Genomic DNA, 22,844 nt, shown 5'->3' with positions numbered 1-22,844 from the left:
CCTTGAACTCATTGCTGTAGCGATGCTTCTTCATCCGTCCTGTGGACACCTGACAGCGCTTGACGCCTCGCATTGGACCCCCCTCCATTGTTAGGTGTGGGTGTCCACTTTATTGGGGGAGGTACTCGGCCCTCTCCAGCACTGTGTTAGAGGTCACGCGTCTCGCTGCCCGATACTTCTTCAGAGTCTCTCGCACCAATCAGTCTTTACTTCCCCTATCTCGATAGCGCAACTGAAAACAGCGGTCCGTGTAAACTCGTTGTCCTCTGTCTTGGCTATCACCTTCAGTTCAAAGCTTTTTAACCAGCTCTTTTCCAGGACTCCCGCTTTCTGCTTGAATTTCATCACCTTTGTAATCGATTGGCCACCAGATACAGCGAAAGGAGCAGCTCTTGACACATATACTTCATAGTCCTCTACGTCCGGTTCTCCCTCACCCGGGAACTCCTTATTGAAGGCAAGGTAACCCATGAACTTTTTCTCTGATGCCCAACGCAGCACCACGGGCTTAATACCGGCTTGCTCTTGCGGTCGGAGTTCGGCCAGCACTGTCACCACGTGCCGACGGGTGCGAGGAGCACCTGTGTTTGTTAAGGTCACCGGTACAAGTAGCTCCAAGTTACCTCTTAAGTATATTGCGCCAACTTCGACTGGCAGGACAACCATTAGCTTGCCCGGACTTGCTTGAACCAGATAAAACGTGACTATCGACACTATAGCGGCACTCAGCGACAGCCAGGAATTCGGCTGCTTGAGCCAGCCCAAGAAAGTGTGAGCCTTTTCTTCGGACACCAGACGTGTTCCTCTAGTGATAGGCGTCAGCAGCGGGCCGACGGCCCATTCGGCTGCACACCATGGTTCGACACCGGCCCCTTCCGGCCTATGCTGCTCTCAGTAGGAACTCTACCCTCACGGCGTCGAACGGAAACTCAATGCGCCCATTGGGTGTGCGGTTCAGTATCCCAGCTTCCAGAAGCGCCCTTACGTCACCATGGACAGCTTTCACGTCGCGTTCAACCCGACGCGCAGCCTCGCGGATAGATACGCGGCCAGCCCCGCAAAGCGCCTTAAGAAGCTCCCAGCGCTTCGCCGTCAGGACTTGCCAAAGGAGTTCCGGCGTAGCAAAGCTAATACGCGCCTCGGGCTTCGCGCGACCCGTCTTCATTGCCCGTGAGGCATCGATCAGGGTTTCCTTGAGAGAACGAACTTCAAGCACGACCGTGTTCATGATTCCACCTCGCTACGTCGGCTGCAAAGTCGGCCATCAGTTGATCAGGCGTAGAAAAGTTATAAGGCTCTTTGGTTGTTTCGGTATGCCGGTGATCACCCTTTCCCTGCTCATTGTCATATCGCAGCACGCATTGGCCACGAACGACATACGCAAGCCGGTACTTGAATTCATGAGTTGATGGAGATATCGGCTCTGGAACCTCCCACACTACGACCTCAACGAATGCGTCTGCAGCAACGATCACTCGCCGAAGGAGCAAGGGCATAGCCTTCATGTTGGAGAGAATACCAACGCTGAGCCGTGTTGTCAATTACTCCAGCACCCGCCATCCGACGCCCTGGATGCCGGGCCGATCATCGAGCAGGATGTGGAGCGAGTGGATCACCGCCACAGTGTGGAGGACCTGAAGCGGATCGGCCGCCATGTGGAGCGGATGGTGCTGGCGCGGGCCGTCACCTGGCACCTGGAGGATAAGGTCCTGGTGTATGGCAATAAGACCGTAGTGTTTGCCTAGTGTAGTGCGCCATAAATCCCTTTACATCCCGTTCGTGGTGAGCTTGTCGAACCATGAACTGGACTAGCCACAATACAGTACCCTTCGACAGGCTTAGGGTGAACGGTAAATGTCAAGAAGCGTTGGATGCACTACACTAGTTGCTGTCGTCCGATCAGGGAGAGGCGCGTGGCTTGCCCGCGTGGCCTCCATATCCTGGTTAGTCTACTTCGCCTCCTGATTTCCCATCTCGGCCATGAGTCTTTCGCACTCATGCCGAAGCGCCGGAACGTCACGGATCGCGATTCCCCACACGATGGTGTCGTTGACCGTCGCGTACCCGTGCGTTAGCTGATTGCGAAAGTCGACGATTCGCCGCGCTTGAGATATCTGATCGAACAACTCCGGGTGGAGGCGTGACATGGCGCCGATAGCCTCGCCGATGGTGATGAACTCGCGCTCTACCGACGAGCGAATGAGGCGATTCCCGCGGTATGCGTCTAAGTCCAGGTCGTGCGTGGCAGAGACGATTGCATCGCAGGCCTCAATGATATCGAGTAGGTAGGCGCGGATCTCACGCTGCATACAAAGCCTGTTTGGTGCGTTCGACGTTCGCCGCGATGTAGCGGTTTTTGATCGCATCGCTCATGACGAGATCGACATCGGTGGTAAGGATTTCTCGGAGTTCATCAAGGAGCCCGAAGTACGCATCTACGAGCGCAAACGGATCCATAGGGCGAAATTCGACCAGGAGGTCCACGTCGCTCTCGCCTAAACGGAAGTCGTCCCGCAGCGCGGAACCGAAGGCATCGAGGCGCGCCACGCCAAAACGAGCGCACGCCTCCGCGATTGCCTCACGCTTGTCCTCAAGCACACGAACCATGCCGCACCTCTTTCGACTATGATACCTCGCTACTTGCGAGCCGCCAACGTTAGGCTTCAGCGCGGCGATCCAGGATCCCACCAGCCGCTATCGGTTGCAAGCCATGTTAGGCTCCGTGTTGACCAGGACCAGTGCTGTCCGCACTTGTGGAGTATCGATCCAGCAGCCTCATTAGCAGGTCGGCCAACAGCACAACTTCTGATGCTTCCGTTGGATTGCTGTAGTCCACTTGCCTGTGGCTCGGTGGATTCTTGAACGTGCCGATCGCCCCGGCGAACAACTCCATTATTCCCACCCGTTCTCCAGCATCGAGACCCGAATTGGCCAACGCGCCTCCATCTCCGAACACCTTTCGCATCAATTTGACGCCAAGAAGGGACGATTCTGCTCTTGCAAGCTCACGAACTCGGATTTCTACTTCTCTCATCGCCGCAAAAGCTGCGAGTTCGTACTCACCCATCAGAAATTGAGAGCGCACCTTAGTAAGTCGGCTGTGCAAGTCGACATCGAGCCGCGCTGTTGCCCGAAGCGTTTCGCTACCTTCCCTAAGAACTCGGTGGCCGAGCCGCGTGACAAAAATCGCTTGGGGGTTGGACTGACGGGGGGTATTGCGAGCGACCGCATTCTGAGAAATCAGCCAATTGAGCGCCTCAGCCCAGCAACGCAGGCTTTGATCTGGTACTCGCCGGTTGACGCCACTGTTCAGGAAGTTGTATTCATTCCACTCCCTTGTTTCCACGAGATGAGCAAGTACCAGCATCGCGAGTCGATCGACCGGCAGGGACTGGGTTTCCTCCGCGGAAAGGTCGTACAGTTTCGCTGTCATCGTGATGATCCGTCAGGGCCTAACTATTATGGAAGCTGACCAGTCTATTTCGACCAGCCGTTCTTGAGGCTAGCCCAAACTCTATAACCTTTTCCGGCACTTAACAAGAAATTTGTCTGAATGCGGACGACGGGAGACACTGCACCTGTGTCGGCCTTTCCAGTCTTCCGACAGCGAGCCGCCCGTACCGTGATCAGATGGCTGGAAAAGTCGAGGGGAGGGGAGTGTATGGCCAAGAATGATGCCACCACAGGACTAGCCAGCAGGGGGCAGGAGGTGCTACCCTACTACTGGTGACTTTCTCAATGGGAGTATGCGAATGCATGAACCTCTTCTGACAGCCATCGGCAAGGAGCTGTCCGTTCGCTCGGCCAGGGCGGCGAAAACTGGTGAAGGCGTGCTCGATGAGAGCACGTTCAACACGATCGAAGTCGATCGACTCTTTGACGCCGTCAATTGCGCCGGCACCATCGTCGGGCAAGCCACGCTGTACCGCTCCTTGGCCCACCCGTTAAGTTCGATCGAGGCCATCACGGCCAAGCAGGACGCGCTCCGGGAGCTGGGCTCGAAGGCTGATCTGCGAGCGCGGATCGAAGCACTGGTGCAGGATGCCGCGAAACAGGAGGAGGAATTTTACCGTCTGCTGTTTGGGACCTTCCTCGGCACCTTGGGGGATCCCCGGGACAAAATGGAAACAGGGGGGTATGGGCATAAAACCTACCGGCAAGGGACGAAGCTCATGCTCGATCTCGCCAAGGGTGCTCATGCTCTGCCCGCACCTGAAAGCCCCTATCTTCGAGCGCGTCTCGACGCGCTCAAGGCGTTTGGCTCCACACGATCGCATGCCTTGATGGAAGGTCCTGCCTACCTGACGGAGAGGGCCATCAAGACGAAGGCTGAAAAGTGGCTCCTGACCCCTGCTATCAAATTCAGACCAACCCTCTTCAAGCCAAGATTGATCGTCACGCTCTTGATTGCGCTGGGTCTTCTGCTGCATTACGCCCCCGCTTTCGGGATCTCCCAACATGCAATGCCCGTCGTGTTGGTTTTTTTACTTCCCTCATTTATGTTGTATGGACCTATCGTTGGGGGTTTTGACAGGGACAGTATCATCTATCCCTTGCGGGATGGTTATCGAAACTCCCGCGATGTTCAGCAGGCACTAGAGGCGTTAGGGCAGATCGATGAACTGCTGTCTTTTTATCGTTATGCTAAAGCGTTCGGAAGTTCGACCGTTTTACCGACGCTCATTGATGCAGATCAGCACGCGATGATCTTAAAAACGGTCAGAAACCCTATCCTGGGGAAAGGGAATACCGACTACGTGCCCAACGATCTCAACCTGAACGGGGCTCGATTGGCGTTTATTACCGGCCCAAATGGAGGCGGGAAAACCGCCTTCTGCAAAACCATTGCCCAGGTGCAACTGCTGGCGCAGATCGGTTGCTATGTGCCCGCTGAGGCGGCGCAGCTCTCGGTGGCTGATCGGATTTTCTATCAGGCTCCGGAAAGCAACTCGCTGGCTGACCGGGAGGGGAGATTCGGAACGGAGTTACAGCGCACGAAGGCCATCTTTTTCGCATCGTCTCCCAAAAGCCTGGTCATTCTGGATGAGCTGGCGGAGGGAACCACCTATCAAGAGAAACTGGAAATCTCCCGCACCATCCTCGGGGGATTTCACCAAGTCGGCAACAATACGATTCTGGTCACCCACAATCACGAGCTGGCGGAGCAGTTTCAAAAAAGAGACGTTGGATTGTATCGCCAGGCGGAATTTGTCCATAGCTCCCCAACTTATCGATTGATCGAGGGAATCTCACGGGTGAGCCATGCCGATAAAGTGGCCCGACGAATCGGTTTTGCGAAAGAGGATATCGAAAGGCACCTGGTTGAGCGAGGCTATGGAGGTGAAGGCGAGACCTCGTCCGAAGAGGACGCCAAGGGTCAGACATGAGGAAGGAGAGTGGAGGGTCGAGAATTTGATTTGACAGAACTGCCGATTATGGCTAAATTAATATAATAAAAAATCCCCGCGCGGCACCCCTTCGCGCTCACCCATCCAGTGTTGTGGCAACCCTCATGCCAACGTTACCGAGGCCGTGACGAGATGTTAAGCAGTATGACTGGGTTCGGGCAAGGGGAGTGCGCTACCTCCTCAAAACGATACGTCTGCGAACTGCAGTCGGTCAACCATCGTTATCTCGATGTTCGTGCCCGGCTCCCAAAGCGGCTGAGCGCCCTGGAGTTGCAGATCCTGAAGACCCTGCAAGGACGCTTCGCGCGAGGGCGGTTTGACGTGACGGTGCTTGAGGAGTTGACGGGTGAGCAGTCCTGCACGCTGCGTCTCAATCGGCCGCTGGCCCATGCGTATCTTGATGCCGCCAAGACGCTTCAGTCGGAACTCGGTCTCACAGGAGAGGTAACATTGGAACTGCTACTTTCCCGATCAGACCTTTTTGACCTGGAAGGCGAGGAATCGGGGGCGGGGGATGCTGATTGGGTGGCGGTCAGGACTGCCCTTGAAGGAGCGATGAATGCCGTCGTCGAGATGCGACGGGAGGAGGGAAAGGCGCTCGAGGCCGACCTGCTCGGTCACCTGGATCTGGTCGAGGCCACCTTGGCGACGATCGTCGCCCGCGCGCCGGAAGTCGTGCAAAGCTACAAGAATCGTCTGGAGCTTCGGCTCCAGCGCCTGCTGGAGGGGAAATCGGTCGATCCCGGCCGACTTGAACAGGAAGTCGCCATCCTGGCTGAGCGTTCGGATATCGCGGAAGAGACCACGCGAGTCACAAGCCATCTCCGACAGTTCCGGGATCTCATCCAACAACAGGGTCCGCACGGCCGACGGATGGAGTTCCTGTTGCAGGAGATGCAACGCGAGGTCAACACTATCGGCGCCAAGGCGAACGATGCCAAGACCTCGCACGATGTGATAACATTAAAAAGTATCCTGGAACAGCTCCGGGAGCAGGTCCAGAACGTCGAGTAAGAAAGGACGAATGCCTTGGCCGCGAAACTGCTGAACGTAGGGTTCGGAAATATGGTGGCGGTTGCCCGGATCATCGCCATCGTCGATCCCGGTTCGGCCCCAATGAAGCGGTTGAAGGACGAAGCCAAGCAGGCCGGCAAGTTGGTTGACGCAACCAACGGCAGGCGCACCCGGTCGATCATCGTGACCGATAGCGACCATGTTGTGTTGTCGGCCATCCAGACCGAGACGATCACCCAGCGGTTCGAGGCCGATGTGCTTTCCGGTCGGTCGGGTAAAGGCTCGCGAACAGAATGAATCGGCAGCGGATGATGGTGGTTGTGTCGGCCCCCTCCGGGGGTGGGAAGACCTCCTTGTGTCAGGAGGCCGCGCGGCGGTTGCCCCGTCTGGTCCACTCTGTCTCGTATACAACCCGTGCGCCCCGGCCAGACGAGCAGGACGGGCGCGACTATCACTTCGTGAACGAGCCCACCTTCCGAAGGATGATCGAGGCGGACGAATTCGCAGAGTGGGCTCACGTACATGGTCACCTCTACGGCACCAGCCGCCCGCTGTTGGAGAAACAGTTCGCGGAAGGTCTTGATGTCATCCTTGACATCGACACGCAGGGGGCGGCCAAGCTCAGACAGGACTACCGAACGGGGGTGTTTGTGTTTGTCGTTCCCCCCACCTTCGATCTGTTGGAAACCAGGCTCCGGCAGCGGCGGACTGATTCAGAGGAGGAGATCCGCCGTCGCCTGGCTATGGCCAGGGAGGAACTGCAACACTACCGGCATTACCAGTATATTGTCGTGAACGATATCTTCGAAAAGGCCGTCAAGCAGCTTTGCTGCATTATCACTGCCGAGCGATCCCGAAGAGATCGAGTAGATCTCTCCTTTCTGAATATGGGAATCGACTGAGGCTGGGAGGATCTTGGATATGCCGCTTGTCCCTTTGGAACAACTTCTGACGCACGTGGATAGCAAATATCGCCTGGTGATCATCGCCGCCAAGCGCACGAAACAGTTGATGCGCGGGGCCGAGCACCTGATCGCCCCGAAGAGTAACAAGCCGACGTATATCGCCCTGGAGGAAATAGGCGCCGGCAGGCTGGCTTATGAAATGAAGCCTGTAGAGGGGACGGGGGCAGTGGAACTGATTGGCCCGGAGGCCGGAGCGACTTGGTTCCGAAGCCTCTCCGTTGGGGATACCCTTGGCGAGGAGGAGATCGTCGAGAAGGAAGAAGAGGAAAAGGAGGGGGCCGAGTTAGAGGAACCCCCGGTGGAGCTTCTCGCCGAATCGGGCGAGGAGATAGAAAAATTAGAGGTGACCGATCTCGATGCCCTGGAAGAGCCGGCGGAAGTAGAGGACGAAGCCTGAAGGTGACGGGTATTGTGCTGGCGGGCGGCAAGTCCTCGCGGATGGGCTTCAATAAGGCCTTTATCGACTTCGGGGGCAGGCGGCTGATCGAGGCGACGGTAGATTGCCTGAAGGCGCTCTTCCCGGAGGTCTTGATTATTGCCAATGACCCTCCGAACTATGCGTACCTCGGCGTCAAGGTTGTCCCAGACCTGATCCCCGACTCCGGCTCGCTCGGCGGGATCTATACAGGGCTGAGCGCTGCCAGTCACCCCGCGTGTTTTTTTGTTGCCTGCGACATGCCTTTCCTCAACGCCGACCTGATCAAGCTCTTGATCCGCGAGGCCGAAGGGTGGGATGTGGTAGTCCCACGTGTGGGAGGCGAGTTGCAGCCGCTGCATGCCGTGTACGCCAGGTCGTGCCTCCCGTTCATTAAAGAGGCTATCGACGCCCACGCGCTGAAGATTGTCCGGTTCTTCCCGAAGGTCAAGGTCAAGATCATCGAGGAACCGGCGCTCAGGGCGGTAGACCCTCCTCTCCTCGGATTCATGAACGTCAATACTCCACCGGAACTGGAGCAGGCCGAGGCGGTCAGGCGACACCCGCACAGCCGCCAACGATCATCTGAAAGCTGACATGCGGCTGCCGTGATCCTGACTGCTCGTCTTGTCCTTCCGATTTCCGGTCCTCCTCTTGTAGACGGCGGCCTCTTGATCCGCGATGGGGCCATCTGCGCCGTGGGTCAGGCGTCCGCGCTGATCAGGGATTTCCCGACAGAGCCTCACGACGATCTGGGGAGCGTAGCCCTTCTTCCAGGCTTGGTCAATGCTCACACCCACCTGGAGCTGACCGGGCTGCATGGCCGCCTTCCTTTCGGCAGATCGTTCACTGAATGGGTCACCGCTCTGCTCGATCTTCGCTCCGAGTTGGATGCCGAGTGCTTCGCCACGTCAGCTCGACTGGGCGCAACAGTCCTGCTTCGAAGCGGCGTAACCTGTGTGGCCGACATTACGACGTCCGGCAGTAGTGTAGTCCCCCTCAAGGCAGCGGGGCTCAGGGGCATTATCTTTCAGGAGATCCTGGGACTTGATCCTGAGCAGGCCACAGAACGGCTCGACGCAGCCGAGAAGGCCCTTCGGTCGCTTCAACTTCAAGCGAGTGGAAGTCTGTTGTCGGTCGGCCTGTCGCCCCACGCGCCGTACAGCCTGTCCGAGCCGCTTTTACTGCGCTGCGCCGAACTGCTGCAGCGCCGACGCCTCCCGGTGACCATGCACTTGGCCGAATCTCCAGAGGAGGTGACGTATATCGGGTTGGGGCTCGGGCCGATTGCCACTACGCTGCTGCCCGCCGTAGGTCGGCATTCGCCCTCCCATCGAGTCTGTGGCGAAAGCCCGGTTGCGTTCCTCGACCGGGCCGGCTTACTCTCGGAGCGGTTACTGGCCGTCCACCTGGTTCATGTGGGGATCTCCGACCTCCAGTTACTGAGACAGCGGGCAGTGGCGCTGGCCGTCTGCCCTCGGAGCAATCACAACCTTGGAGTGGGAATTGCGCCGCTACCCAGATTCCTTGCGGCATCATTGCGGGTCGGCCTGGGGACCGATTCACTGGCCAGCAACGACACGCTGAGCCTCTGGGACGAGATGCGTTTTGCGCACCGACTCTATGGCGGGGCGGTCACAGCGCAGCAGTTCGTGACTATGGCCACGCTTGGCGGGGCCGCGGCACTCGGGATGGCCGAGGCCATCGGGTCGCTTGCGCCAGGTAAGCGCGCGGACCTCATTGCCCTGGCCATTGATCACCTCGACGATGCCGACCCGTATGGATCACTCCTTAGCCAGGCCTCGGATGACTCGGTCGTTTTGAGCATGGTGGAAGGTAAGATGCTGTATCAACGCGAGGGTGTAACAGGGTGCAACCGACAGTCACATTAGGCAGGGTAGCCTACATCAATTGTGAGCCGGTCTATTACGGGATCGAGCAGGGCGCAATTCCGGCAGAATGCCGGATCGTTGACGGGACGCCTGCCGAGTTGAACCGTATGCTGCGGGCGGGGGAACTCGATCTGTCGGTCATCTCCGCCATCGAGTATGCGCATCATTCGGACAGATATCTGATCCTCCCGAACCTGGCGATCGGCTCGGATGGCCCGGCCGAAAGTGTCCTATTCTTAAGTCGGGTGAAGCCGGGCGACCTCGACGGGAAGCCGGTCCGCCTGAGCAGGGATTCCCTTACATCGGTCTTTCTGGTGAAGCTCCTGCTCGCGAAGATATTCGGGGTGAGACCTCGGTTTCTACCTGTCGAGGCAGAGACGACCGACTTGCCCCAGGAGGATGTCGCTGGGGTCTTGATGATCGGGGATCCGGCGCTTCGGGCGAAAGGGCAATTCCCCTTCACTCTTGATCTTGGCCAGGGGTGGAAGGAATTGACGGGTCTGCCGTTTGTCTTTGCCGTCTGGGCGGTCCGCCGGGACTTTTATCGCGATCATCGGGAGGAAACCCATCGACTTTATCGCGCCCTGCTCAGTTCCAAGCGCTACAGCCTCGCTCGGCTTGACGAGATCTGCGAGGCGGTCTGCCAACGGGTTGAACTGGACCGGGACACCTGCGCGATCTACCTGAAGGAGCGTCTCTCCTTCGACCTGACTCCACGGCATCTTCAGGGGCTTCACCTGTTTTTCACGTTGTTGGAGGCGGAGGGGCAACTCGCGTCCGTGCCTTCATTGGAGTTTATCGATGCTATGTAATGTCACGCGCCAGGACGAACGAACCAAGGCCGGGCTGTTCTGGTTCAAGTTAATGGGTCCCGCGCTTCTTCGACTCCTTGCTCTCGGCCTTCGTGCCTCCACTATCGGACGAGGCGGCTTTTTTCTCCGCCTCCACCGCCTTTTTCCGCTCGGGGTTGGCGTAATCGGTCACATACCACCCCGACCCCTTAAAGAGTAAGCCTGGGGCGGAGAGTACCTTGTAGACTTTTCCCTGGCACAACACGCACTTTTTGATCGGTCTGTCCGAGACCTTTTGGATTACCTCGAACCTATGCTGACACACCTCGCACTCGTACTCGTAAATCGGCACAAATGCTACCTCCTTTTCGACCAGCCTCAAGAGAGGTCGACCGATAACAGCACGTTTTTGCTGTGGTACGCTCATCGGCTCAAGCCGGCTCGGCCCAGCCGTGCACAGTAGGATAAGCCACGGGTCCCGCAATGTCAAGGCGGCCGGCCCATCCGCTTTGAGGGGAAAAGGCCGGCGCCAGTCTGCTGCCGGGCAGGTTGGAAGGATTTTTCTTGACAGTAGTGCGACTTAACAGGTAAGAAAGCTGCAAGACATGACGATACTGCACCCTAAGCATTCCAAGTCAAGCCCCCCACGTCGTCGTTTCATTTCAGCGCGTTCATTGGCTGGGCTCTGTGCTGAGCCATGCCCGCGGCCTGATCAGCTTGACGAGGCGATGGAAGTTCTGACCCAGGCCGACTTGGTTCTGCCGTTCCCTGCAGGACGCCGCGACTAGTTCCGTGTGGTCCAAGTCGCTCGAGCAACGTTCGCCGATGAAGAAAACCGTGATGATTGCCACGGTCCTCGTGGCCGTGGTCGGCTTGGTGTCCGCCTATGCCCTGTGGGGCGATTGGCTCGACCTGGGAGGGTACTGGGAGTGGATCGAGCCCTACACCAACGAACAGGCTTTAGCCCGATACGTCAAACAGTTCGGACCGTGGGGACCTCTCGTGTTTATCGGGCTCCAGGCCCTCCAGGTCGTGGTTGCGCCGATCCCCGGTGAGGCGACGGGTGTCATCGGTGGGTATCTTTTCGGGACGCTGACGGGTCTCATCTATTCCACCATCGGCCTAACTATCGGCTCCTGTATTGCCTTCGGTCTGGGTCGTTGGCTGGGACACCATTTTGCCCGCCGGTTCGTTACAACCGAGACCTACGACATGTTCTTCTTCCTCACGCGAACTACGGGAAAGTGGATTACCTTCCTGCTCTTTCTCCTCCCCGGCTTCCCGAAGGACTTCCTCTGCTTTATTCTTGGCGCCAGCCCCCTGTCGTTCGGCATCTTCTTCTTGCTCAGTACCGTGGGCCGTATTCCGGGCACCTGGCTTCTCTCCTTACAAGGGAGGCAGGTCCGGACCGCTCACTACGGCAGTCTGATTGCCCTCGTCATCTTCCTGTCTTTGGCGCTCCTCTTGCTCTACCTGTATCGGGAGCCGCTCTTCAGATGGATCAAGCTCGATCATTATCGGCGGCAGCGGCGGAAGCGAGATATGGCGAGGGACCAGGAAGTCGGATGAGCCTCTGGAAGGTGGGTCTGGGAGGCCAATCGGGATCCCGGCGATGAATGCAACGCTGCGGTTGACCATCGCCATCCTTTTGCCCTTGCAGTGGATAGGTATCCGACTTTCCGGCGTTCACCTGCCACCTCAGTGGGAGGTGGTAGGTGCCGGCTTGGCCATCTTTGGGGCGGCGTTTATTCTGTCCTGGGCGGCCGAGGTCGCACAAGCTGATATCCCGCAGGCGCTTGCGCTGGCCTTTCTCGCGCTGATCGCCGTACTGCCGGAATATGCGGTAGACATCTACTTCGCCTGGTCCGCCGGCAAGGACCCGACCTACATTCCTTACGCCACCGCTAACATGACCGGCGCGAATCGCCTGCTGATCGGCCTTGGGTGGGCCTCCGTTGTCGTGACATTCTGGCTCAAGACCCGACATCGACAGGTCGTCCTTGACCGATCTCGCTCCATCGAACTCCTTCATCTTGTGCTCGCCACCACCTATAGCTTTATGATTCCATTGAAGGGAACCCTCTCATGGCTCGACTCGGCCGTCCTGTTGGCGATCTTTGTGTCATACATGATTGCGGCCTCGAAGGCGAAGGTCGTCGAACCCGAACTGGATGGAGGGGTCGGGGAACTGTTGATGCAACTGCAACCGAACCTGCGTCGGTCGGCTACTATTGCGATGTTCGTCTATGCCGGGCTCGGCATCTATCTGTCGGCCGAGCCCTTCGCCGAGGGGTTGCTGGCCACAGGCCGGACATTCGCGATTGAAGAGTTTCTGTTGGTGCAGTGGCTGGCGCCGCTGGCCTCCGAGTCACCCGAGTTCATTGTGGCGATCGTCTTCGCGCTTCGTGGGCACCCCGGGGTCAGCATCGGCACGCTTGTATCCTCCAAGGTGAATCAATGGACCCTCTTGATCGGCACGCTCCCCCTTGCCTACAACCTTTCTGCCGGCCATCTGGGACCGATGCACCTGGATGCCAGACAGATAGAGGAGATATTTCTGACAGCGGCCCAATCCCTCTTTGCGGTGGCTGTCCTGGCCAATCTTTCATTCTCTCTGGCAGAGGCCGGTCTTATCTTCGGCCTCTTTGCCACACAACTGTTCTTCACAGATCCCTTCTTTCGCCACCTCTATGCCATTGCCTACATTCTGCTCGCGGTGGTGTGGCTCATCGTCAGCCGCTCAAGCCGGCAAGGCCTTGCCGCTATGGTAGTGGAGCGGTGGGCTGGAAAAGGCATGGCGACTTCCCATCAGAAATGACAAGAGACGATCCGGAAAGAGCTGATGACGGTCGAGGAACTGAGTCGGGGAGGGGAGTGAGGGACTCCAAGTAGAGCAGTCTAATGAAACCTGTTGACAGGCTCAAGATGGCATGTTTAGGCTTATTGGGAACGAAGGGGGGCTGCGCGGCGGACACGCAGATCATCCGTCATGCCCTCGGCACTGCCTGAAAAGCGTTAAGGAGAAAGGGGCTCAATGAACGAAGAGAAGAGACTTGCCCTCTTCATCGATTTCGAGAATATCGCGATTGGTATCAAACAGGCCAAGCACAAGCAGTTTGAGATCGGCCTCGTGCTCGAGCGGCTCGTGGAGAAGGGTAAAATCATGGTCAAGCGTGCCTACGCCGACTGGGGACGCTACGCCGAATACAAACGGCACCTCCACGAAGCGGCTATCGAACTGATCGACATCCCACAGAAGCGAATCAGCGGCAAGAATAGCGCCGACATCCGGCTGGCGGTGGACGCGATGGACATGGCGTACTCCAAGGAGCACCTCGACACCTTTGTCATCGTCTCCGGTGACAGCGATTTTTCGCCCTTGGTTTCTAAATTGCGGGAGAACAACAAGGAGGTCATCGGTCTCGGCGTGAAGAATTCAGTCTCGGAGCTGTTGGTGGACAACTGCGACGAATTCATCTACTACGAAGACCTGATTCGCTCCCCCAAGAAACCACCCGTCCTCTCCGGTCTGCCTGAGAAGAAAGTGGAAGTGTTCGAGCTCCTGGGCGACTCGATCCAGGCCCTCATGCGGGAGAATAAAGAGGTGCTCTGGGGTTCAATGGTCAAACAGACGATGATCCGCAAGCGGCCATCCTTTAACGAAGGCTACTACGGGTACAGCGCCTTTTCCAAGCTGCTGGAAGACGCCGCTAAACACAATATTATCGAGCTGAAGCGGGACCCGAAGAGTGGGACGTATATCATCACCAGTTTCGCGGAGGCTGCGTAATAGGCTGAAGACTGAAGGCGTTAAGTAGGAGCAGAATGGCCTATACGGCACTGATCCACACGGTAAAGGGCTCGGTGGCCACCATCACCCTGAACCGGCCTGATCGTTACAATGCCCTGAACGGGCAGATGGTGGAGGAGCTGCTGGAGGCGGTCCTTGCCTGCCATGAGGACCGAGCAGTTCGCGCAGTCGTGCTGACGGGCGCCGGCCAGGCCTTTTGCTCCGGCGGAGATGTCAGGGAGTTCATCGAACATACCGATACCCTCGCCCAGCACATACAACAGTTGTTGGCCTCTCTCCACAGCGCGATCTCATCTATCTGTCGGATGTCAAAACCGATCATCGCCGGGGTGAACGGGGTGGCCGCCGGCGCCGGGATGGGCTTGGCCATGGCCTGCGATCTGGCGGTGGCGGCTGAGTCTGCTCGATTCACCATGGCCTATACGAAGATCGGGCTCCCCCCTGATACCGGCTCGAGTTATTTTCTTCCTCGATTGGTTGGGTTGCGACGAGCGGTGGAGTTGACCTTTACCAACCGGGTTCTGACGGCAGACGAGGCGAAAGCATGGGGACTGGTGAACCGGGTGGTGCCGGACGCTGAACTTGTTACCGCCGTAGACGCCCTGGCGAACGAGTTGGCCAAAGGCCCGACGCTCGCCCTCGGGCAGGCTAAGCGACTCCTGTACATGAGCGACCAGGCAAGCCTGGAGACCCAGATGGAGAACGAGGCCCAGCTTGTTGCGCTGAGCAGCCAGACTGCGGACTTTCGCGAAGGGGTGGGGGCTTTTGCCGAGAAGCGCACGCCGGTATTCAGTGGGCAGGAGTGATGAGGGTGCGTTGACAAGTCGTCATACGTGGGATAAGGTCAAAACACGGAAGCGTTTAGCTGATAGCTTTCCTTGATCAGAAAGAGCTTTATGATGGAACTCACTGTCAACGGGAAGACGTTCGAAACGACAGATGGCGCCACGGTCACCACGCTGCTGGAGGAGTTGCAGATCAACTCGCTCAGGGTTGCGGTCCAGCTCAATCAACAGATCATTAAGCGCGAGCTGTATGAGCGCACTGCGCTGCAAGCAGGGGATACACTGGAGATTATCACCTTCATGGCCGGCGGATCCCGATAAGGAGCAAGACGGTGCTGGAGCATAATTTGATGGAGAACGGCGACACTCTTAAATTTGCCGGTAGGGAGTTTCGGTCGCGGCTCATCGTCGGGACGGGCAAGTTCCCGGACCATCGAACGATGCAGCAGGCTCACGAGGCTTCAGGCGCCGAGATGGTGACGGTAGCGGTCAGAAGGGTGAACCTAGATCGAACCCGGGAGTCGCTCCTGGACTACATCGACACCAAGAGGTATGCGCTCCTGCCCAATACCGCCGGCTGCTACACCGCGGAGGAGGCGATCAAGACCGCGATGCTGGCCCGAGAGGTCGGGCTCTCGGACATGATCAAGCTGGAGGTGATCGGCGACCAGCGGACCCTCTTCCCGGACAACGAGGAGCTGTTGAAGGCCACCAAGGTATTGGTCAAGGAGGGTTTCGTGGTCTTGCCCTATACCAACGACGATCCCATTATGGCGAAGAAGCTGGAAGATGCCGGTGCGGCCGTCGTGATGCCGCTTGCCGCCCCGATCGGGTCCGGCCTTGGGATACGAAACCCGCATAACATCAGGATCATCCTCGAGGCGGCGCGAGTTCCGATTATTGTCGATGCGGGAGTGGGCACGGCTTCGGATGCCTCGATCGCCATGGAGCTGGGATGCGACGGCGTCCTGATGAACACGGCGATCGCCAGCGCCAAAGATCCGGTCGCAATGGCGGCCGCGATGCGGCACGCGTTGATCGCCGGGCGATTGGCGTATCTGGCCGGACGGATACCGAAGAAACTTTACGCTAACGCCTCAAGCCCGCTCGAAGGCATGATCGGATAAGCAGGGTTCGAGTTTGGAGTTTCGAGTCAGGCATGCGACCTGTGGAACCTGGGACATCTCTTTCAACCCAACACCCGTCTTCATGGGGCCTGTACGTCGTGACCGACCGATCCTTGACGAAAGGTCGACCCCTTGAGGCGGTCGTCGATGCCGCGCTTGCAGGTGGGGCGAAAGCCATTCAGCTTCGCGAGAAGGATCTCTCGACGCGAGACCTCTATGCACTGGCTGAGCGACTCCTCCCTCTCGTGCATGGGCGAGGCGCCTGCCTCCTCATCAATGACCGAGTCGATCTGACGTTGGCGTTACCGATTGACGGTGTCCACCTTTCCAGAACGAGTCTGCCGCCTGCCGAGACGCGGGCTTTGCTTGGACCAGCGCGACTGATTGGCGTCTCCTGCCACTCTCTTGAGGAAGCGATCGAGGCTGAGAGAGAGGGGGTCGACTTCATCGTATTCGGGCCGCTGTTCCCGACGCCGTCCAAGGCAGCGTATGGACCCCCCGTCGGCTTGGCGCAACTCAGGAAGGCAAGGCCACAGGTCCGGCTGCCGATCCTGGGTATTGGAGGCATCACTGCCTCGAATATGGCTTCCGTGATGGCGGCAGGCGCCGATGGGGCAGCCGTGATCTCCGCCGTCATGACGGCGGATGATCCAGCCGACGCCGTGTCCGCCCTGCTTCATGCCAACCGCTCCGCTAGACGTCAAGAAAAGTTTGACAGCAATGTACAGATTTCCGGTGAATAAGCAGGCTAGGTGCTATCCATGTGGATTGTGATTGATGGCTATAATCTGATTCGTCGCTCCCCTCAGTTTCAGCCCCTTGATCGCCGAGACCTGCAGGAGGGGCGGGACGCTCTCTTGACGGTATTAGGCACTTACCGACGCCTGAAGGGTCACCGGATCACAGTTGTGTTCGATGGGTGGGAACGGGGCGGGATGAGCGAGCAGGTGAGACTCACCGCCGGCCTGCAGGTGGTCTTTACGCGCCGCGGGGAGCGGGCCGATCAGGCCATCCTGCGGTTTGTTGAGAAAGCCCCCTCAGGGGCGGTTGTAGTGACCTCAGATCGAGCTGTAGCGCATGACGTCTCGCGAACCGGCGCCTTAGTCCTCTCGACCGAAGAGTTTCACGAGCGCCTGGATCGCGCGCTCCGAGAGGGGGATGGGGGCGAGTTTCAAAAAGATGATGAAGACGACGAATCGGCTGCCGAATCCCCAGGGCCTCGAAGACTAAAGGGCCCCGCTCGACGCCCATCAAAGCAAGCCAAGCGCCTGATCACCACTCTGAAGCGCTTATGAGAGTTCTAGGGATTTAGGCTGAAGACCGAAGGCTGAAGTCTATCAATCATTTTCGGTTTCTACCCCTAAAAGCCTTCAGTCTTCAGCCTATCTGCCTAAGTAGTTCCTGACCGTCCATAAACACGAAGAGGAGAGACTGATTCTCTCCTCTTCGTTGTGTGTTGTGACATCTGACCGATTGGTCGATAGATCAGAGCGTCAACAAACCCTACTTACCTGACGGCGTCTTTCAAAGCCTTTCCCGCTCTGAACCTCGGGATCTTCGCCGCCTTGATCTTGATGACATCACCGGTTTGGGGATTGCGCCCGTTCCGGGCCGCTCGTTTGGCTACCGAAAACGTCCCAAAGCCGACCAGGGTGACCTTCTTTCCTTTCTTGAGAGAGTCTCGCACCCCTGCTGTGACACTGGCCAGGGCGAGCTCTGCCGCCTTTTTCGTGATGCATGCATCCCTGGCAACCTTGTCCACGAGTTCCGCTTTGGTCATGCCCTCTCCTTTCTCAATGAAATACTAATAATAAGTAATCACTATCCGCCCCTATCGACCCGCCCAGCAGTCTCTTATCAAAATCTCCCACGATCTGTCAAGGGAAAAAGGACCTCGAAACCTGGCCTTTGGATATCAGGGCCTGGAATTCCGCTTGCTGCGTAGTGTTGGGCTACGCTATAGTCTGCCTCATGGCACCGGCACAGGAAAGAAGAATCCTCTGTTCCAATCGACGGGCGAGGTATGAGTATCAGATCGAGGAGGTCATTGAGGCCGGGATAGCCCTTACCGGGACCGAGGTGAAGTCGCTGCGGGAGGGCGGGGCCGACCTGAAAGACGGCTACGCCGCGATCGAGGGCGAGGAGGCGTATCTGTTTAATTGCCATATCAGTCCGTATGCCGCCGGCAGCCGTTCCAATCCAGACCCAAATCGGAAGCGGAAGCTCCTGTTGCACAAAGAAGAGATTGCCAGGCTCATGGGGAAGGTTCAGGCAAAGGGCCTCACCTTGATCCCCTTGAGTGTCTATGTGGCTGGACGGAAGATCAAGCTCGAACTGGCGCTGGCCCGAGGGAAAAAGCTGTACGATAAGCGGGAAACCCTGAAGCGACGTGCAATGACGAAAGAGATGGCCCAGCTCACTCGCGGCCGCGCAGACCTGGGATAGCTGTTGACTTTTTCAGCCAGGCGACATAAAGTAGAAATAGTCTTCTACCTTCAAGCCCAATCACGCGCTGTACCGTCTTTAGTATGGGGGCGCTCCGGTTTCGACGGGGACAAGGGCGTCAGGGCTGCGTGCCGAGGACCCATCGCCTCGTAAAAAGGTGGGAACACAAGCAACTGCCAACCACGAATTAGCACTGGCTGCCTGAGGGTAGCCACGTCCACCCCGCTTCGCCTGTCGGGCGGGATCTGGGCGTCGACTAGACGGGCTGGCTTGCCTCTCATGCTCTGGGGAGGCCGGTAAGATCACATGAGCTAGTCGCTCCTGGACCCCGCCTGTGGGGGCCAAGAGGGGCGAACATTCATACGCAGGCTACGCACGTAGATGTTCTTTCCGACATGTTCTCGGACGCGGGTTCGACTCCCGCCGCCTCCACCAACGTCCTACATTCGAACCGCCCTCCGGGCTCTCCAGCTTGGAGGGCGGTTCTATTAGCGCCAGGATAAGGTTCTTCGGGCGGTTCAGTCCACTCATGAGGGGGAGCCTGGAAGATCTTGCCCCACTTTAAGCAGCATTTCGGCTTGACACTCGATCTCTATAAGCTATACTGAGTGCCGGTTTCTTCCGCGATATGGGGCGTACCGTGCCGCAGTCGGGCGAATAGCTCAGCGGGAGAGCACCTGCCTTACAAGCAGGGGGTCGGAGGTTCGACACCTCCTTCGCCCACCACCAAATTTAGCGGAGCTGAAATTCAGGTAGATAGCTCCCACTCATCACCGTCTTTTTGCGGGGTCGTAGTTCAGTTGGTTAGAACGCCGGCCTGTCACGCCGGAGGTCGCGGGTTCGAGTCCCGTCGGCCCCGCCACTGCTCATCATCGCATGCCGCACAGAGGGCTGGATCGCCCGGATGAAAATCCTTTTTGCTGCTTCTGAGGCCGTGCCGTTTGCCCACACTGGCGGGCTGGGTGATGTGGCTGGCGCATTGCCAAAGGCGCTTGGTCGGCTTGGGCACGATGTCCGGCTCATCATGCCGCTCTACCGCGCTGTGGACGCACAGCGACACCGACTCCGACTCGTCGAAAGCGGACTGAGCGTTCCGGCAGCCTCTGGCCCGCAACCAGTGGATCTGCTTGAGGGGCATCTCTCAAGCGGAATATCGGTGTACTTTATTCGCCACGACCACTCGTTCAACCGCGATGGCCTCTATCAGACCGCATCTGCAGAGGATTACCCCGATAACGCGGAGCGTTTCGCGCTGTTTTGCCGGGCAGCCTTGGAGGTATGCCGAGCGGTCTCCTTTCAGCCGGAGGTTCTGCACGCCCACGACTGGCAGACGGCGCTGCTGCCTGTTTATCTGAAGACCATCCTTCGCAGCGACCCCTTTTTTCAGCGAACTGCGACCGTCTTCACCATCCACAACCTGGGCTACCAGGGCCTCTTTCCTCCTGAAATATTGCCGAGGCTGATGCTGCCTTCGGAGCTGTTCACGCCGGCGGGCCTTGAGTTTTATGGGAAGGGCAATCTGCTGAAGGGCGGGCTGCTCTTTGCCGACCTGCTCACCACCGTGAGCCGTCGCTACAGCCAGGAGATCCAGACCTCGAACCAGGGGGCTGGCTTGGACGGCGTCCTCGGGGAGCGGAAAGGCGATCTGTTCGGTGTATTAAATGGGATCGATCCCGAGGAATGGAACCCGGCCGGAGATCCTCACATCGCTGCTCACTACAGAGTCGATGACTTTGCCGGAAAGGCCCGGTGCAAGGCGGATTTGCAGCGGCGGTTCGAGCTTCCGGTCAAGACCAGTGTGCCGCTGCTGGCCGTGATCTCCCGGCTGGCCGGGCAGAAGGGGCTTGACTTGCTGCGCGATATCCTGGAAACGCTGATGTCGCTGAATGTGCAACTCGTCCTGCTGGGAAGCGGCGAGAAGAAACTCGAAGCGGCCTTTCGTGAGGCGGCAGCCAAGTACCCGTCACAATTGGCTGTCAGGATCGGCTTCGACGTCCCGCTGTCGCATCAGATTGAAGCGGGCGCCGATCTCTTCCTGATGCCCTCGCGGTATGAGCCGTGCGGCTTGAACCAGATGTACAGTCTGGCCTACGGAACGATTCCGATTGTCCACGCAACGGGCGGGCTGGACGATACGGTTGTCCAGTTTGATCCGGCGACGGGGCAGGGGAACGGATTCAGGTTCGAGGAGTCAACCGCGACGGCCTTTCTGCAGGCCATCTGGCAGGCTTTGGCCTTGTATCGTGAGAAAGCCTTGTGGGCTCGGCTGATGACCAATGCCATGGCCGCCGACTTCACGTGGGATCGCTCGGCTCGAGAATACGAGCAGCTCTATCGGCGTGCTGCCGAGAAGAAAGGCGGACAGTAGTAGCATTGCACTGTACTGTGTTGTTGCTTGGTGATGGATAATTTTACCTAACGGAAAGGGGAGAACTGTATGCGCGCATGGAAGAAATTGGGGATTGGGCTGCTGACGACAACACTGCTGATCGGGGGGGGCATGGCTTCGGCCCAAAAGGAGCCGACGAAGGAGCCGGACCCCTTCCAGAACCTCGGGCTTTCGACCGATCAGCGGAGCAAGCTTGATACGGCCAAGAAAGAGCGGATATCCGCGCTGAGCGCGACTCAACAGAAAGTCATGGCGCTCCGGCAGAAGTTAATGAGCCTTGTTGCAGACAAGAAGTCCTCGGACCGAGAGATCGACAAGATCGCCGACGAATGGGCTGTGGCAGATAAAGAGGCTCTAAAGACGGAAACGAAGTTCTACAAGGCGATACGGCAGGTGCTTACTCAGGAGCAGCTCACGAAGCTGAGTCAAGGCGGCAAGTGACCGCGTGAGTAGCCCTCAGCATGGTCAGTAGGTTGAGGATCTGAGCTAGGGCGATCCCGTATACTCCTCCGGTCCGGTAGCGGGGGGACGACCGATCGTGTCCTTGCGGTAGGGTTCGTGAAGATACTGCCTTGCCACGTCTTTGGCGATGCCGTCGGTCTCGACCTGGAGCGCCATCCTGTAGCTCTGTTGCGCCTCGGCCCGCTCCCCCAGCAGATCATGGATCATGCCGGTCCTGGTCCAGGCCCACGCCGTCACCCAGGCATACCGCGGCACCGGCTGCTCGATTGTCTTCCGGAAGAAGCTCAAGGCTGTGGGGTAGTCGCCCCGATCCATGTTGATCTTTCCCATGAGTTGGAGGTATCGCGGCAGCATCTCTCGCGAAAAATGGTTGCGGCCTGATTCCAGATTCACGCGGATGCGACGGCTGACCTCCAGCGCCTCGGGGAATCGTCTCAGCTCGGAGTAGACCAGAGCCGCCTGGAAGTAGAGCTCCGAGTTGCCGGGAAATCGGCGGAGCAACTCATCAGCAAGCGGCAGGGCTTTTTTGAAATCTTTCTCGATGCCGGTATAGGTCTGCAGAAGGGCGAGCTTCGCCAGCATCCGGGTTGCGGCGCCACGCTCGCTCGCGATCGTGAGCTCTCGCAGGCCCCACTCGCGATCACCGGGTGGAAGCACCAGGTGCACCAAGGGCCGATAGAACCATGCGACTCGGGAGAGCGTATAGTCGTACAGCCCCAAGGCGTAGTAGGCATCGTACCTGATCGGTTGGCGCAAGAGGCAGGCATCGAGATACGATTTTGTTCGCTTGATCGCCTCGTATGCCGAGAAATAGTTGCCTCGGACGCCGTCGATCATCGCCTTGGAGCCCCAGGCCATCCCGAGTAAGAGCAAGAGGTCAGGCTCGTCAGGGGTCTGCTTGAGGCGCGCCTCGGTCCTGGCAATAAGCGTGCGCATCGCAGCCAGGAAGGCGTCTAACTCCTGGCGGGTTGGCTTCCGATCCTGAAGACGCATGAGCGTCACGAAGGCTTGGTAGAACGGTGCGAGTAGACCCGTCCTATCGACGTCGCCAAGGCGGGCGAATGTCTGCTCGGCCAGGTCGTAGTCGAGGTTGAGGAGGTGATCGGTTCCCGCCACCGCCAATTCCTGAACCCTCGCGTCGGTCCAGAGGTCAGCTCGGCTGAGATCGGGCGATAAGAGTACCAGCAACCCAAGGGCAAGGCGACAGCAGACTCGCCTGCCTGCGCCGAGGCTTCGGTAGGCAGGTCGCCCTTTGGCCCTTGCGAACCCCCAATGCTCCATTTTGCAAGCCTCCACGCCTTGTTCACCCAACCCTTACCCTACCCGGCCCTGCCTTGTCA

At 58.3% G+C, this 22,844-nt stretch carries 28 protein-coding genes, 2 tRNA genes, 1 other RNA gene and 1 pseudogene; 23 read left to right on the top strand and 9 right to left on the bottom strand.

Annotated elements, in window-relative coordinates:
• Positions 1-180 precede the first annotated feature (180 nt).
• The 3 genes from PHV01_RS10000 to PHV01_RS09990 all read right to left on the bottom strand — a co-directional run bounded on the left by PHV01_RS10000 (position 181) and on the right by PHV01_RS09990 (position 1,505).
• On the bottom strand, positions 181-792 hold the full coding sequence (locus tag PHV01_RS10000) for a hypothetical protein (RefSeq protein ID WP_337291009.1): 612 nt from the start codon (positions 790-792) through the stop codon (positions 181-183).
• An 88-nt stretch (positions 793-880) separates the two neighbouring features.
• A complete protein-coding gene (locus PHV01_RS09995; protein ID WP_337291008.1) occupies positions 881-1,228 on the bottom strand; it encodes a DNA-binding protein in 348 nt (115 codons plus the stop codon).
• On the bottom strand, positions 1,209-1,505 hold the full coding sequence (locus tag PHV01_RS09990; RefSeq protein WP_337291011.1) for a DUF6516 family protein: 297 nt from the start codon (positions 1,503-1,505) through the stop codon (positions 1,209-1,211). The genes PHV01_RS09995 and PHV01_RS09990 overlap by 20 nt, the downstream gene beginning before the upstream one ends.
• A 54-nt stretch (positions 1,506-1,559) precedes the next feature.
• On the opposite strand from PHV01_RS09990, the pseudogene PHV01_RS09985 reads away from it, so the two are divergent.
• Positions 1,560-1,745, top strand: a pseudogene (locus tag PHV01_RS09985) (formyltetrahydrofolate deformylase); the annotation flags it as partial.
• Between the two features lie 204 nt (positions 1,746-1,949).
• On the opposite strand, the gene PHV01_RS09980 reads toward PHV01_RS09985, so the two are convergent.
• The 3 genes from PHV01_RS09980 to PHV01_RS09970 form a co-directional block, all read right to left on the bottom strand.
• Positions 1,950-2,309 carry a HepT-like ribonuclease domain-containing protein gene (locus PHV01_RS09980; RefSeq protein ID WP_337291007.1) on the bottom strand — a complete coding sequence of 120 codons (360 nt, stop codon included), beginning with the start codon at positions 2,307-2,309 and terminating at the stop codon, positions 1,950-1,952.
• Positions 2,299-2,607: a nucleotidyltransferase domain-containing protein gene (locus PHV01_RS09975; protein ID WP_337291006.1), complete on the bottom strand. Its 309-nt coding sequence runs from the start codon at positions 2,605-2,607 to the stop codon at positions 2,299-2,301. Before PHV01_RS09975 ends, PHV01_RS09980 begins: the two co-directional genes overlap by 11 nt.
• Before the next feature lie 106 nt (positions 2,608-2,713).
• The gene (locus tag PHV01_RS09970; protein ID WP_337291005.1) at positions 2,714-3,433 is read right to left on the bottom strand and encodes a TIGR02391 family protein; all 720 of its coding nucleotides are present in this window, start codon (positions 3,431-3,433) and stop codon (positions 2,714-2,716) included.
• A 319-nt stretch (positions 3,434-3,752) separates the two neighbouring features.
• Between PHV01_RS09970 and PHV01_RS09965 the strand changes: the two genes are divergently transcribed.
• The 8 genes from PHV01_RS09965 to PHV01_RS09930 all read left to right on the top strand — a co-directional run bounded on the left by PHV01_RS09965 (position 3,753) and on the right by PHV01_RS09930 (position 10,506).
• Positions 3,753-5,387 (top strand): DNA mismatch repair protein MutS, encoded by a 1,635-nt coding sequence (locus PHV01_RS09965; protein ID WP_337291004.1) that lies wholly within the window; start codon positions 3,753-3,755, stop codon positions 5,385-5,387.
• Positions 5,388-5,552: 165 nt separating this feature from the next.
• On the top strand, positions 5,553-6,422 hold the full coding sequence (locus tag PHV01_RS09960) for a YicC/YloC family endoribonuclease (protein WP_337291003.1): 870 nt from the start codon (positions 5,553-5,555) through the stop codon (positions 6,420-6,422).
• A 15-nt stretch (positions 6,423-6,437) separates the two neighbouring features.
• Complete coding sequence (locus tag PHV01_RS09955) at positions 6,438-6,719, top strand: DUF370 domain-containing protein (RefSeq protein ID WP_337291002.1); 282 nt, start codon at positions 6,438-6,440, stop codon at positions 6,717-6,719.
• Positions 6,716-7,324 carry a guanylate kinase gene (gene gmk / locus PHV01_RS09950; protein WP_337291001.1) on the top strand — a complete coding sequence of 203 codons (609 nt, stop codon included), beginning with the start codon at positions 6,716-6,718 and terminating at the stop codon, positions 7,322-7,324. The genes PHV01_RS09955 and gmk overlap by 4 nt, the downstream gene beginning before the upstream one ends.
• Positions 7,325-7,343: 19 nt before the next feature.
• The gene (rpoZ, locus tag PHV01_RS09945) at positions 7,344-7,784 is read left to right on the top strand and encodes a DNA-directed RNA polymerase subunit omega (protein WP_337291000.1); all 441 of its coding nucleotides are present in this window, start codon (positions 7,344-7,346) and stop codon (positions 7,782-7,784) included.
• Between the two features lie 2 nt (positions 7,785-7,786).
• Complete coding sequence (locus tag PHV01_RS09940; protein ID WP_337290999.1) at positions 7,787-8,398, top strand: molybdenum cofactor guanylyltransferase; 612 nt, start codon at positions 7,787-7,789, stop codon at positions 8,396-8,398.
• 12 nt (positions 8,399-8,410) lie between these two features.
• Positions 8,411-9,694, top strand: coding sequence for an amidohydrolase family protein (locus tag PHV01_RS09935; protein ID WP_337290998.1), 1,284 nt, complete (start codon positions 8,411-8,413; stop codon positions 9,692-9,694).
• The gene (locus tag PHV01_RS09930) at positions 9,673-10,506 is read left to right on the top strand and encodes a menaquinone biosynthesis protein (protein ID WP_337290997.1); all 834 of its coding nucleotides are present in this window, start codon (positions 9,673-9,675) and stop codon (positions 10,504-10,506) included. The genes PHV01_RS09935 and PHV01_RS09930 overlap by 22 nt, the downstream gene beginning before the upstream one ends.
• A 49-nt stretch (positions 10,507-10,555) precedes the next feature.
• Here PHV01_RS09930 and PHV01_RS09925 read toward each other — a convergent pair whose 3' ends face one another.
• Complete coding sequence (locus tag PHV01_RS09925) at positions 10,556-10,837, bottom strand: FmdB family zinc ribbon protein (RefSeq protein ID WP_337290996.1); 282 nt, start codon at positions 10,835-10,837, stop codon at positions 10,556-10,558.
• Between the two features lie 473 nt (positions 10,838-11,310).
• On the opposite strand from PHV01_RS09925, the gene PHV01_RS09920 reads away from it, so the two are divergent.
• The 8 genes from PHV01_RS09920 to PHV01_RS09885 all read left to right on the top strand — a co-directional run bounded on the left by PHV01_RS09920 (position 11,311) and on the right by PHV01_RS09885 (position 17,503).
• The gene (locus PHV01_RS09920) at positions 11,311-12,054 is read left to right on the top strand and encodes a TVP38/TMEM64 family protein (protein WP_337290995.1); all 744 of its coding nucleotides are present in this window, start codon (positions 11,311-11,313) and stop codon (positions 12,052-12,054) included.
• A gap of 43 nt (positions 12,055-12,097) precedes the next feature.
• Positions 12,098-13,303: a sodium:calcium antiporter gene (locus tag PHV01_RS09915; RefSeq protein ID WP_337290994.1), complete on the top strand. Its 1,206-nt coding sequence runs from the start codon at positions 12,098-12,100 to the stop codon at positions 13,301-13,303.
• Between the two features lie 216 nt (positions 13,304-13,519).
• The gene (locus tag PHV01_RS09910; protein WP_337290993.1) at positions 13,520-14,275 is read left to right on the top strand and encodes an NYN domain-containing protein; all 756 of its coding nucleotides are present in this window, start codon (positions 13,520-13,522) and stop codon (positions 14,273-14,275) included.
• A gap of 35 nt (positions 14,276-14,310) precedes the next feature.
• Positions 14,311-15,102 (top strand): enoyl-CoA hydratase, encoded by a 792-nt coding sequence (locus tag PHV01_RS09905; RefSeq protein WP_337290992.1) that lies wholly within the window; start codon positions 14,311-14,313, stop codon positions 15,100-15,102.
• 90 nt (positions 15,103-15,192) lie between these two features.
• Positions 15,193-15,402, top strand: coding sequence for a sulfur carrier protein ThiS (gene thiS, locus PHV01_RS09900; RefSeq protein WP_337290991.1), 210 nt, complete (start codon positions 15,193-15,195; stop codon positions 15,400-15,402).
• A 29-nt stretch (positions 15,403-15,431) separates the two neighbouring features.
• The gene (locus tag PHV01_RS09895; protein ID WP_337291010.1) at positions 15,432-16,208 is read left to right on the top strand and encodes a thiazole synthase; all 777 of its coding nucleotides are present in this window, start codon (positions 15,432-15,434) and stop codon (positions 16,206-16,208) included.
• A gap of 32 nt (positions 16,209-16,240) precedes the next feature.
• Entirely contained in the window at positions 16,241-16,951 is a 711-nt protein-coding gene (gene thiE, locus PHV01_RS09890) for a thiamine phosphate synthase (RefSeq protein ID WP_337290990.1), read from the top strand.
• An 18-nt stretch (positions 16,952-16,969) separates the two neighbouring features.
• A complete protein-coding gene (locus tag PHV01_RS09885; RefSeq protein ID WP_337290989.1) occupies positions 16,970-17,503 on the top strand; it encodes an NYN domain-containing protein in 534 nt (177 codons plus the stop codon).
• A gap of 212 nt (positions 17,504-17,715) precedes the next feature.
• Here the strand turns inward: PHV01_RS09885 and PHV01_RS09880 are convergent, their stop codons facing one another.
• Positions 17,716-17,988, bottom strand: coding sequence for an HU family DNA-binding protein (locus PHV01_RS09880; protein ID WP_337290988.1), 273 nt, complete (start codon positions 17,986-17,988; stop codon positions 17,716-17,718).
• A 191-nt stretch (positions 17,989-18,179) separates the two neighbouring features.
• On the opposite strand from PHV01_RS09880, the gene smpB reads away from it, so the two are divergent.
• The 6 genes from smpB to PHV01_RS09850 all read left to right on the top strand — a co-directional run bounded on the left by smpB (position 18,180) and on the right by PHV01_RS09850 (position 21,483).
• A complete protein-coding gene (gene smpB / locus PHV01_RS09875; protein ID WP_337290987.1) occupies positions 18,180-18,653 on the top strand; it encodes an SsrA-binding protein SmpB in 474 nt (157 codons plus the stop codon).
• Between the two features lie 85 nt (positions 18,654-18,738).
• Positions 18,739-19,088: a transfer-messenger RNA gene (ssrA, locus tag PHV01_RS09870) on the top strand.
• 216 nt (positions 19,089-19,304) lie between these two features.
• Positions 19,305-19,379 (top strand) — tRNA-Val (locus PHV01_RS09865).
• A 59-nt stretch (positions 19,380-19,438) separates the two neighbouring features.
• Positions 19,439-19,515, top strand: a tRNA-Asp gene (locus PHV01_RS09860).
• A gap of 42 nt (positions 19,516-19,557) precedes the next feature.
• A complete protein-coding gene (gene glgA / locus PHV01_RS09855; RefSeq protein ID WP_337290986.1) occupies positions 19,558-21,021 on the top strand; it encodes a glycogen synthase GlgA in 1,464 nt (487 codons plus the stop codon).
• Between the two features lie 69 nt (positions 21,022-21,090).
• On the top strand, positions 21,091-21,483 hold the full coding sequence (locus PHV01_RS09850; protein ID WP_337290985.1) for a hypothetical protein: 393 nt from the start codon (positions 21,091-21,093) through the stop codon (positions 21,481-21,483).
• 45 nt (positions 21,484-21,528) lie between these two features.
• Here PHV01_RS09850 and PHV01_RS09845 read toward each other — a convergent pair whose 3' ends face one another.
• Complete coding sequence (locus tag PHV01_RS09845) at positions 21,529-22,785, bottom strand: hypothetical protein (RefSeq protein ID WP_337290984.1); 1,257 nt, start codon at positions 22,783-22,785, stop codon at positions 21,529-21,531.
• Positions 22,786-22,844: the final 59 nt, after the last annotated feature.

This window comes from Candidatus Methylomirabilis sp. (assembly GCF_028716865.1).
Taxonomy (GTDB): domain Bacteria; phylum Methylomirabilota; class Methylomirabilia; order Methylomirabilales; family Methylomirabilaceae; genus Methylomirabilis.
This window is presented reverse-complemented; position numbering and strand designations above follow the sequence as displayed.

Bases quoted from the DNA above. Each gene is read 5' to 3' on its own strand.
- PHV01_RS09915 (WP_337290994.1), top strand. From the start codon at position 12,098: ATGAATGCAACGCTGCGGTTGACCATCGCCATCCTTTTGCCCTTGCAG.
- PHV01_RS09885 (WP_337290989.1), top strand. From the start codon at position 16,970: ATGTGGATTGTGATTGATGGCTATAATCTGATTCGTCGCTCCCCTCAG.
- PHV01_RS09920 (WP_337290995.1), top strand. From the start codon at position 11,311: ATGAAGAAAACCGTGATGATTGCCACGGTCCTCGTGGCCGTGGTCGGC.
- glgA (WP_337290986.1), top strand. From the start codon at position 19,558: ATGAAAATCCTTTTTGCTGCTTCTGAGGCCGTGCCGTTTGCCCACACT.
- PHV01_RS09960 (WP_337291003.1), top strand. From the start codon at position 5,553: ATGACTGGGTTCGGGCAAGGGGAGTGCGCTACCTCCTCAAAACGATAC.
- PHV01_RS09980 (WP_337291007.1), bottom strand. From the start codon at position 2,309: ATGCAGCGTGAGATCCGCGCCTACCTACTCGATATCATTGAGGCCTGC.
- thiE (WP_337290990.1), top strand. From the start codon at position 16,241: ATGCGACCTGTGGAACCTGGGACATCTCTTTCAACCCAACACCCGTCT.
- rpoZ (WP_337291000.1), top strand. From the start codon at position 7,344: ATGCCGCTTGTCCCTTTGGAACAACTTCTGACGCACGTGGATAGCAAA.
- PHV01_RS09975 (WP_337291006.1), bottom strand. From the start codon at position 2,607: ATGGTTCGTGTGCTTGAGGACAAGCGTGAGGCAATCGCGGAGGCGTGC.
- PHV01_RS09905 (WP_337290992.1), top strand. From the start codon at position 14,311: ATGGCCTATACGGCACTGATCCACACGGTAAAGGGCTCGGTGGCCACC.
- PHV01_RS09845 (WP_337290984.1), bottom strand. From the start codon at position 22,785: ATGGAGCATTGGGGGTTCGCAAGGGCCAAAGGGCGACCTGCCTACCGA.
- PHV01_RS09910 (WP_337290993.1), top strand. From the start codon at position 13,520: ATGAACGAAGAGAAGAGACTTGCCCTCTTCATCGATTTCGAGAATATC.
- PHV01_RS09970 (WP_337291005.1), bottom strand. From the start codon at position 3,433: ATGACAGCGAAACTGTACGACCTTTCCGCGGAGGAAACCCAGTCCCTG.
- PHV01_RS09995 (WP_337291008.1), bottom strand. From the start codon at position 1,228: ATGAACACGGTCGTGCTTGAAGTTCGTTCTCTCAAGGAAACCCTGATC.
- smpB (WP_337290987.1), top strand. From the start codon at position 18,180: ATGGCACCGGCACAGGAAAGAAGAATCCTCTGTTCCAATCGACGGGCG.
- PHV01_RS09850 (WP_337290985.1), top strand. From the start codon at position 21,091: ATGCGCGCATGGAAGAAATTGGGGATTGGGCTGCTGACGACAACACTG.
- thiS (WP_337290991.1), top strand. From the start codon at position 15,193: ATGATGGAACTCACTGTCAACGGGAAGACGTTCGAAACGACAGATGGC.
- PHV01_RS09965 (WP_337291004.1), top strand. From the start codon at position 3,753: ATGCATGAACCTCTTCTGACAGCCATCGGCAAGGAGCTGTCCGTTCGC.
- gmk (WP_337291001.1), top strand. From the start codon at position 6,716: ATGAATCGGCAGCGGATGATGGTGGTTGTGTCGGCCCCCTCCGGGGGT.
- PHV01_RS09990 (WP_337291011.1), bottom strand. From the start codon at position 1,505: ATGAAGGCTATGCCCTTGCTCCTTCGGCGAGTGATCGTTGCTGCAGAC.
- PHV01_RS09880 (WP_337290988.1), bottom strand. From the start codon at position 17,988: ATGACCAAAGCGGAACTCGTGGACAAGGTTGCCAGGGATGCATGCATC.
- PHV01_RS09895 (WP_337291010.1), top strand. From the start codon at position 15,432: ATGGAGAACGGCGACACTCTTAAATTTGCCGGTAGGGAGTTTCGGTCG.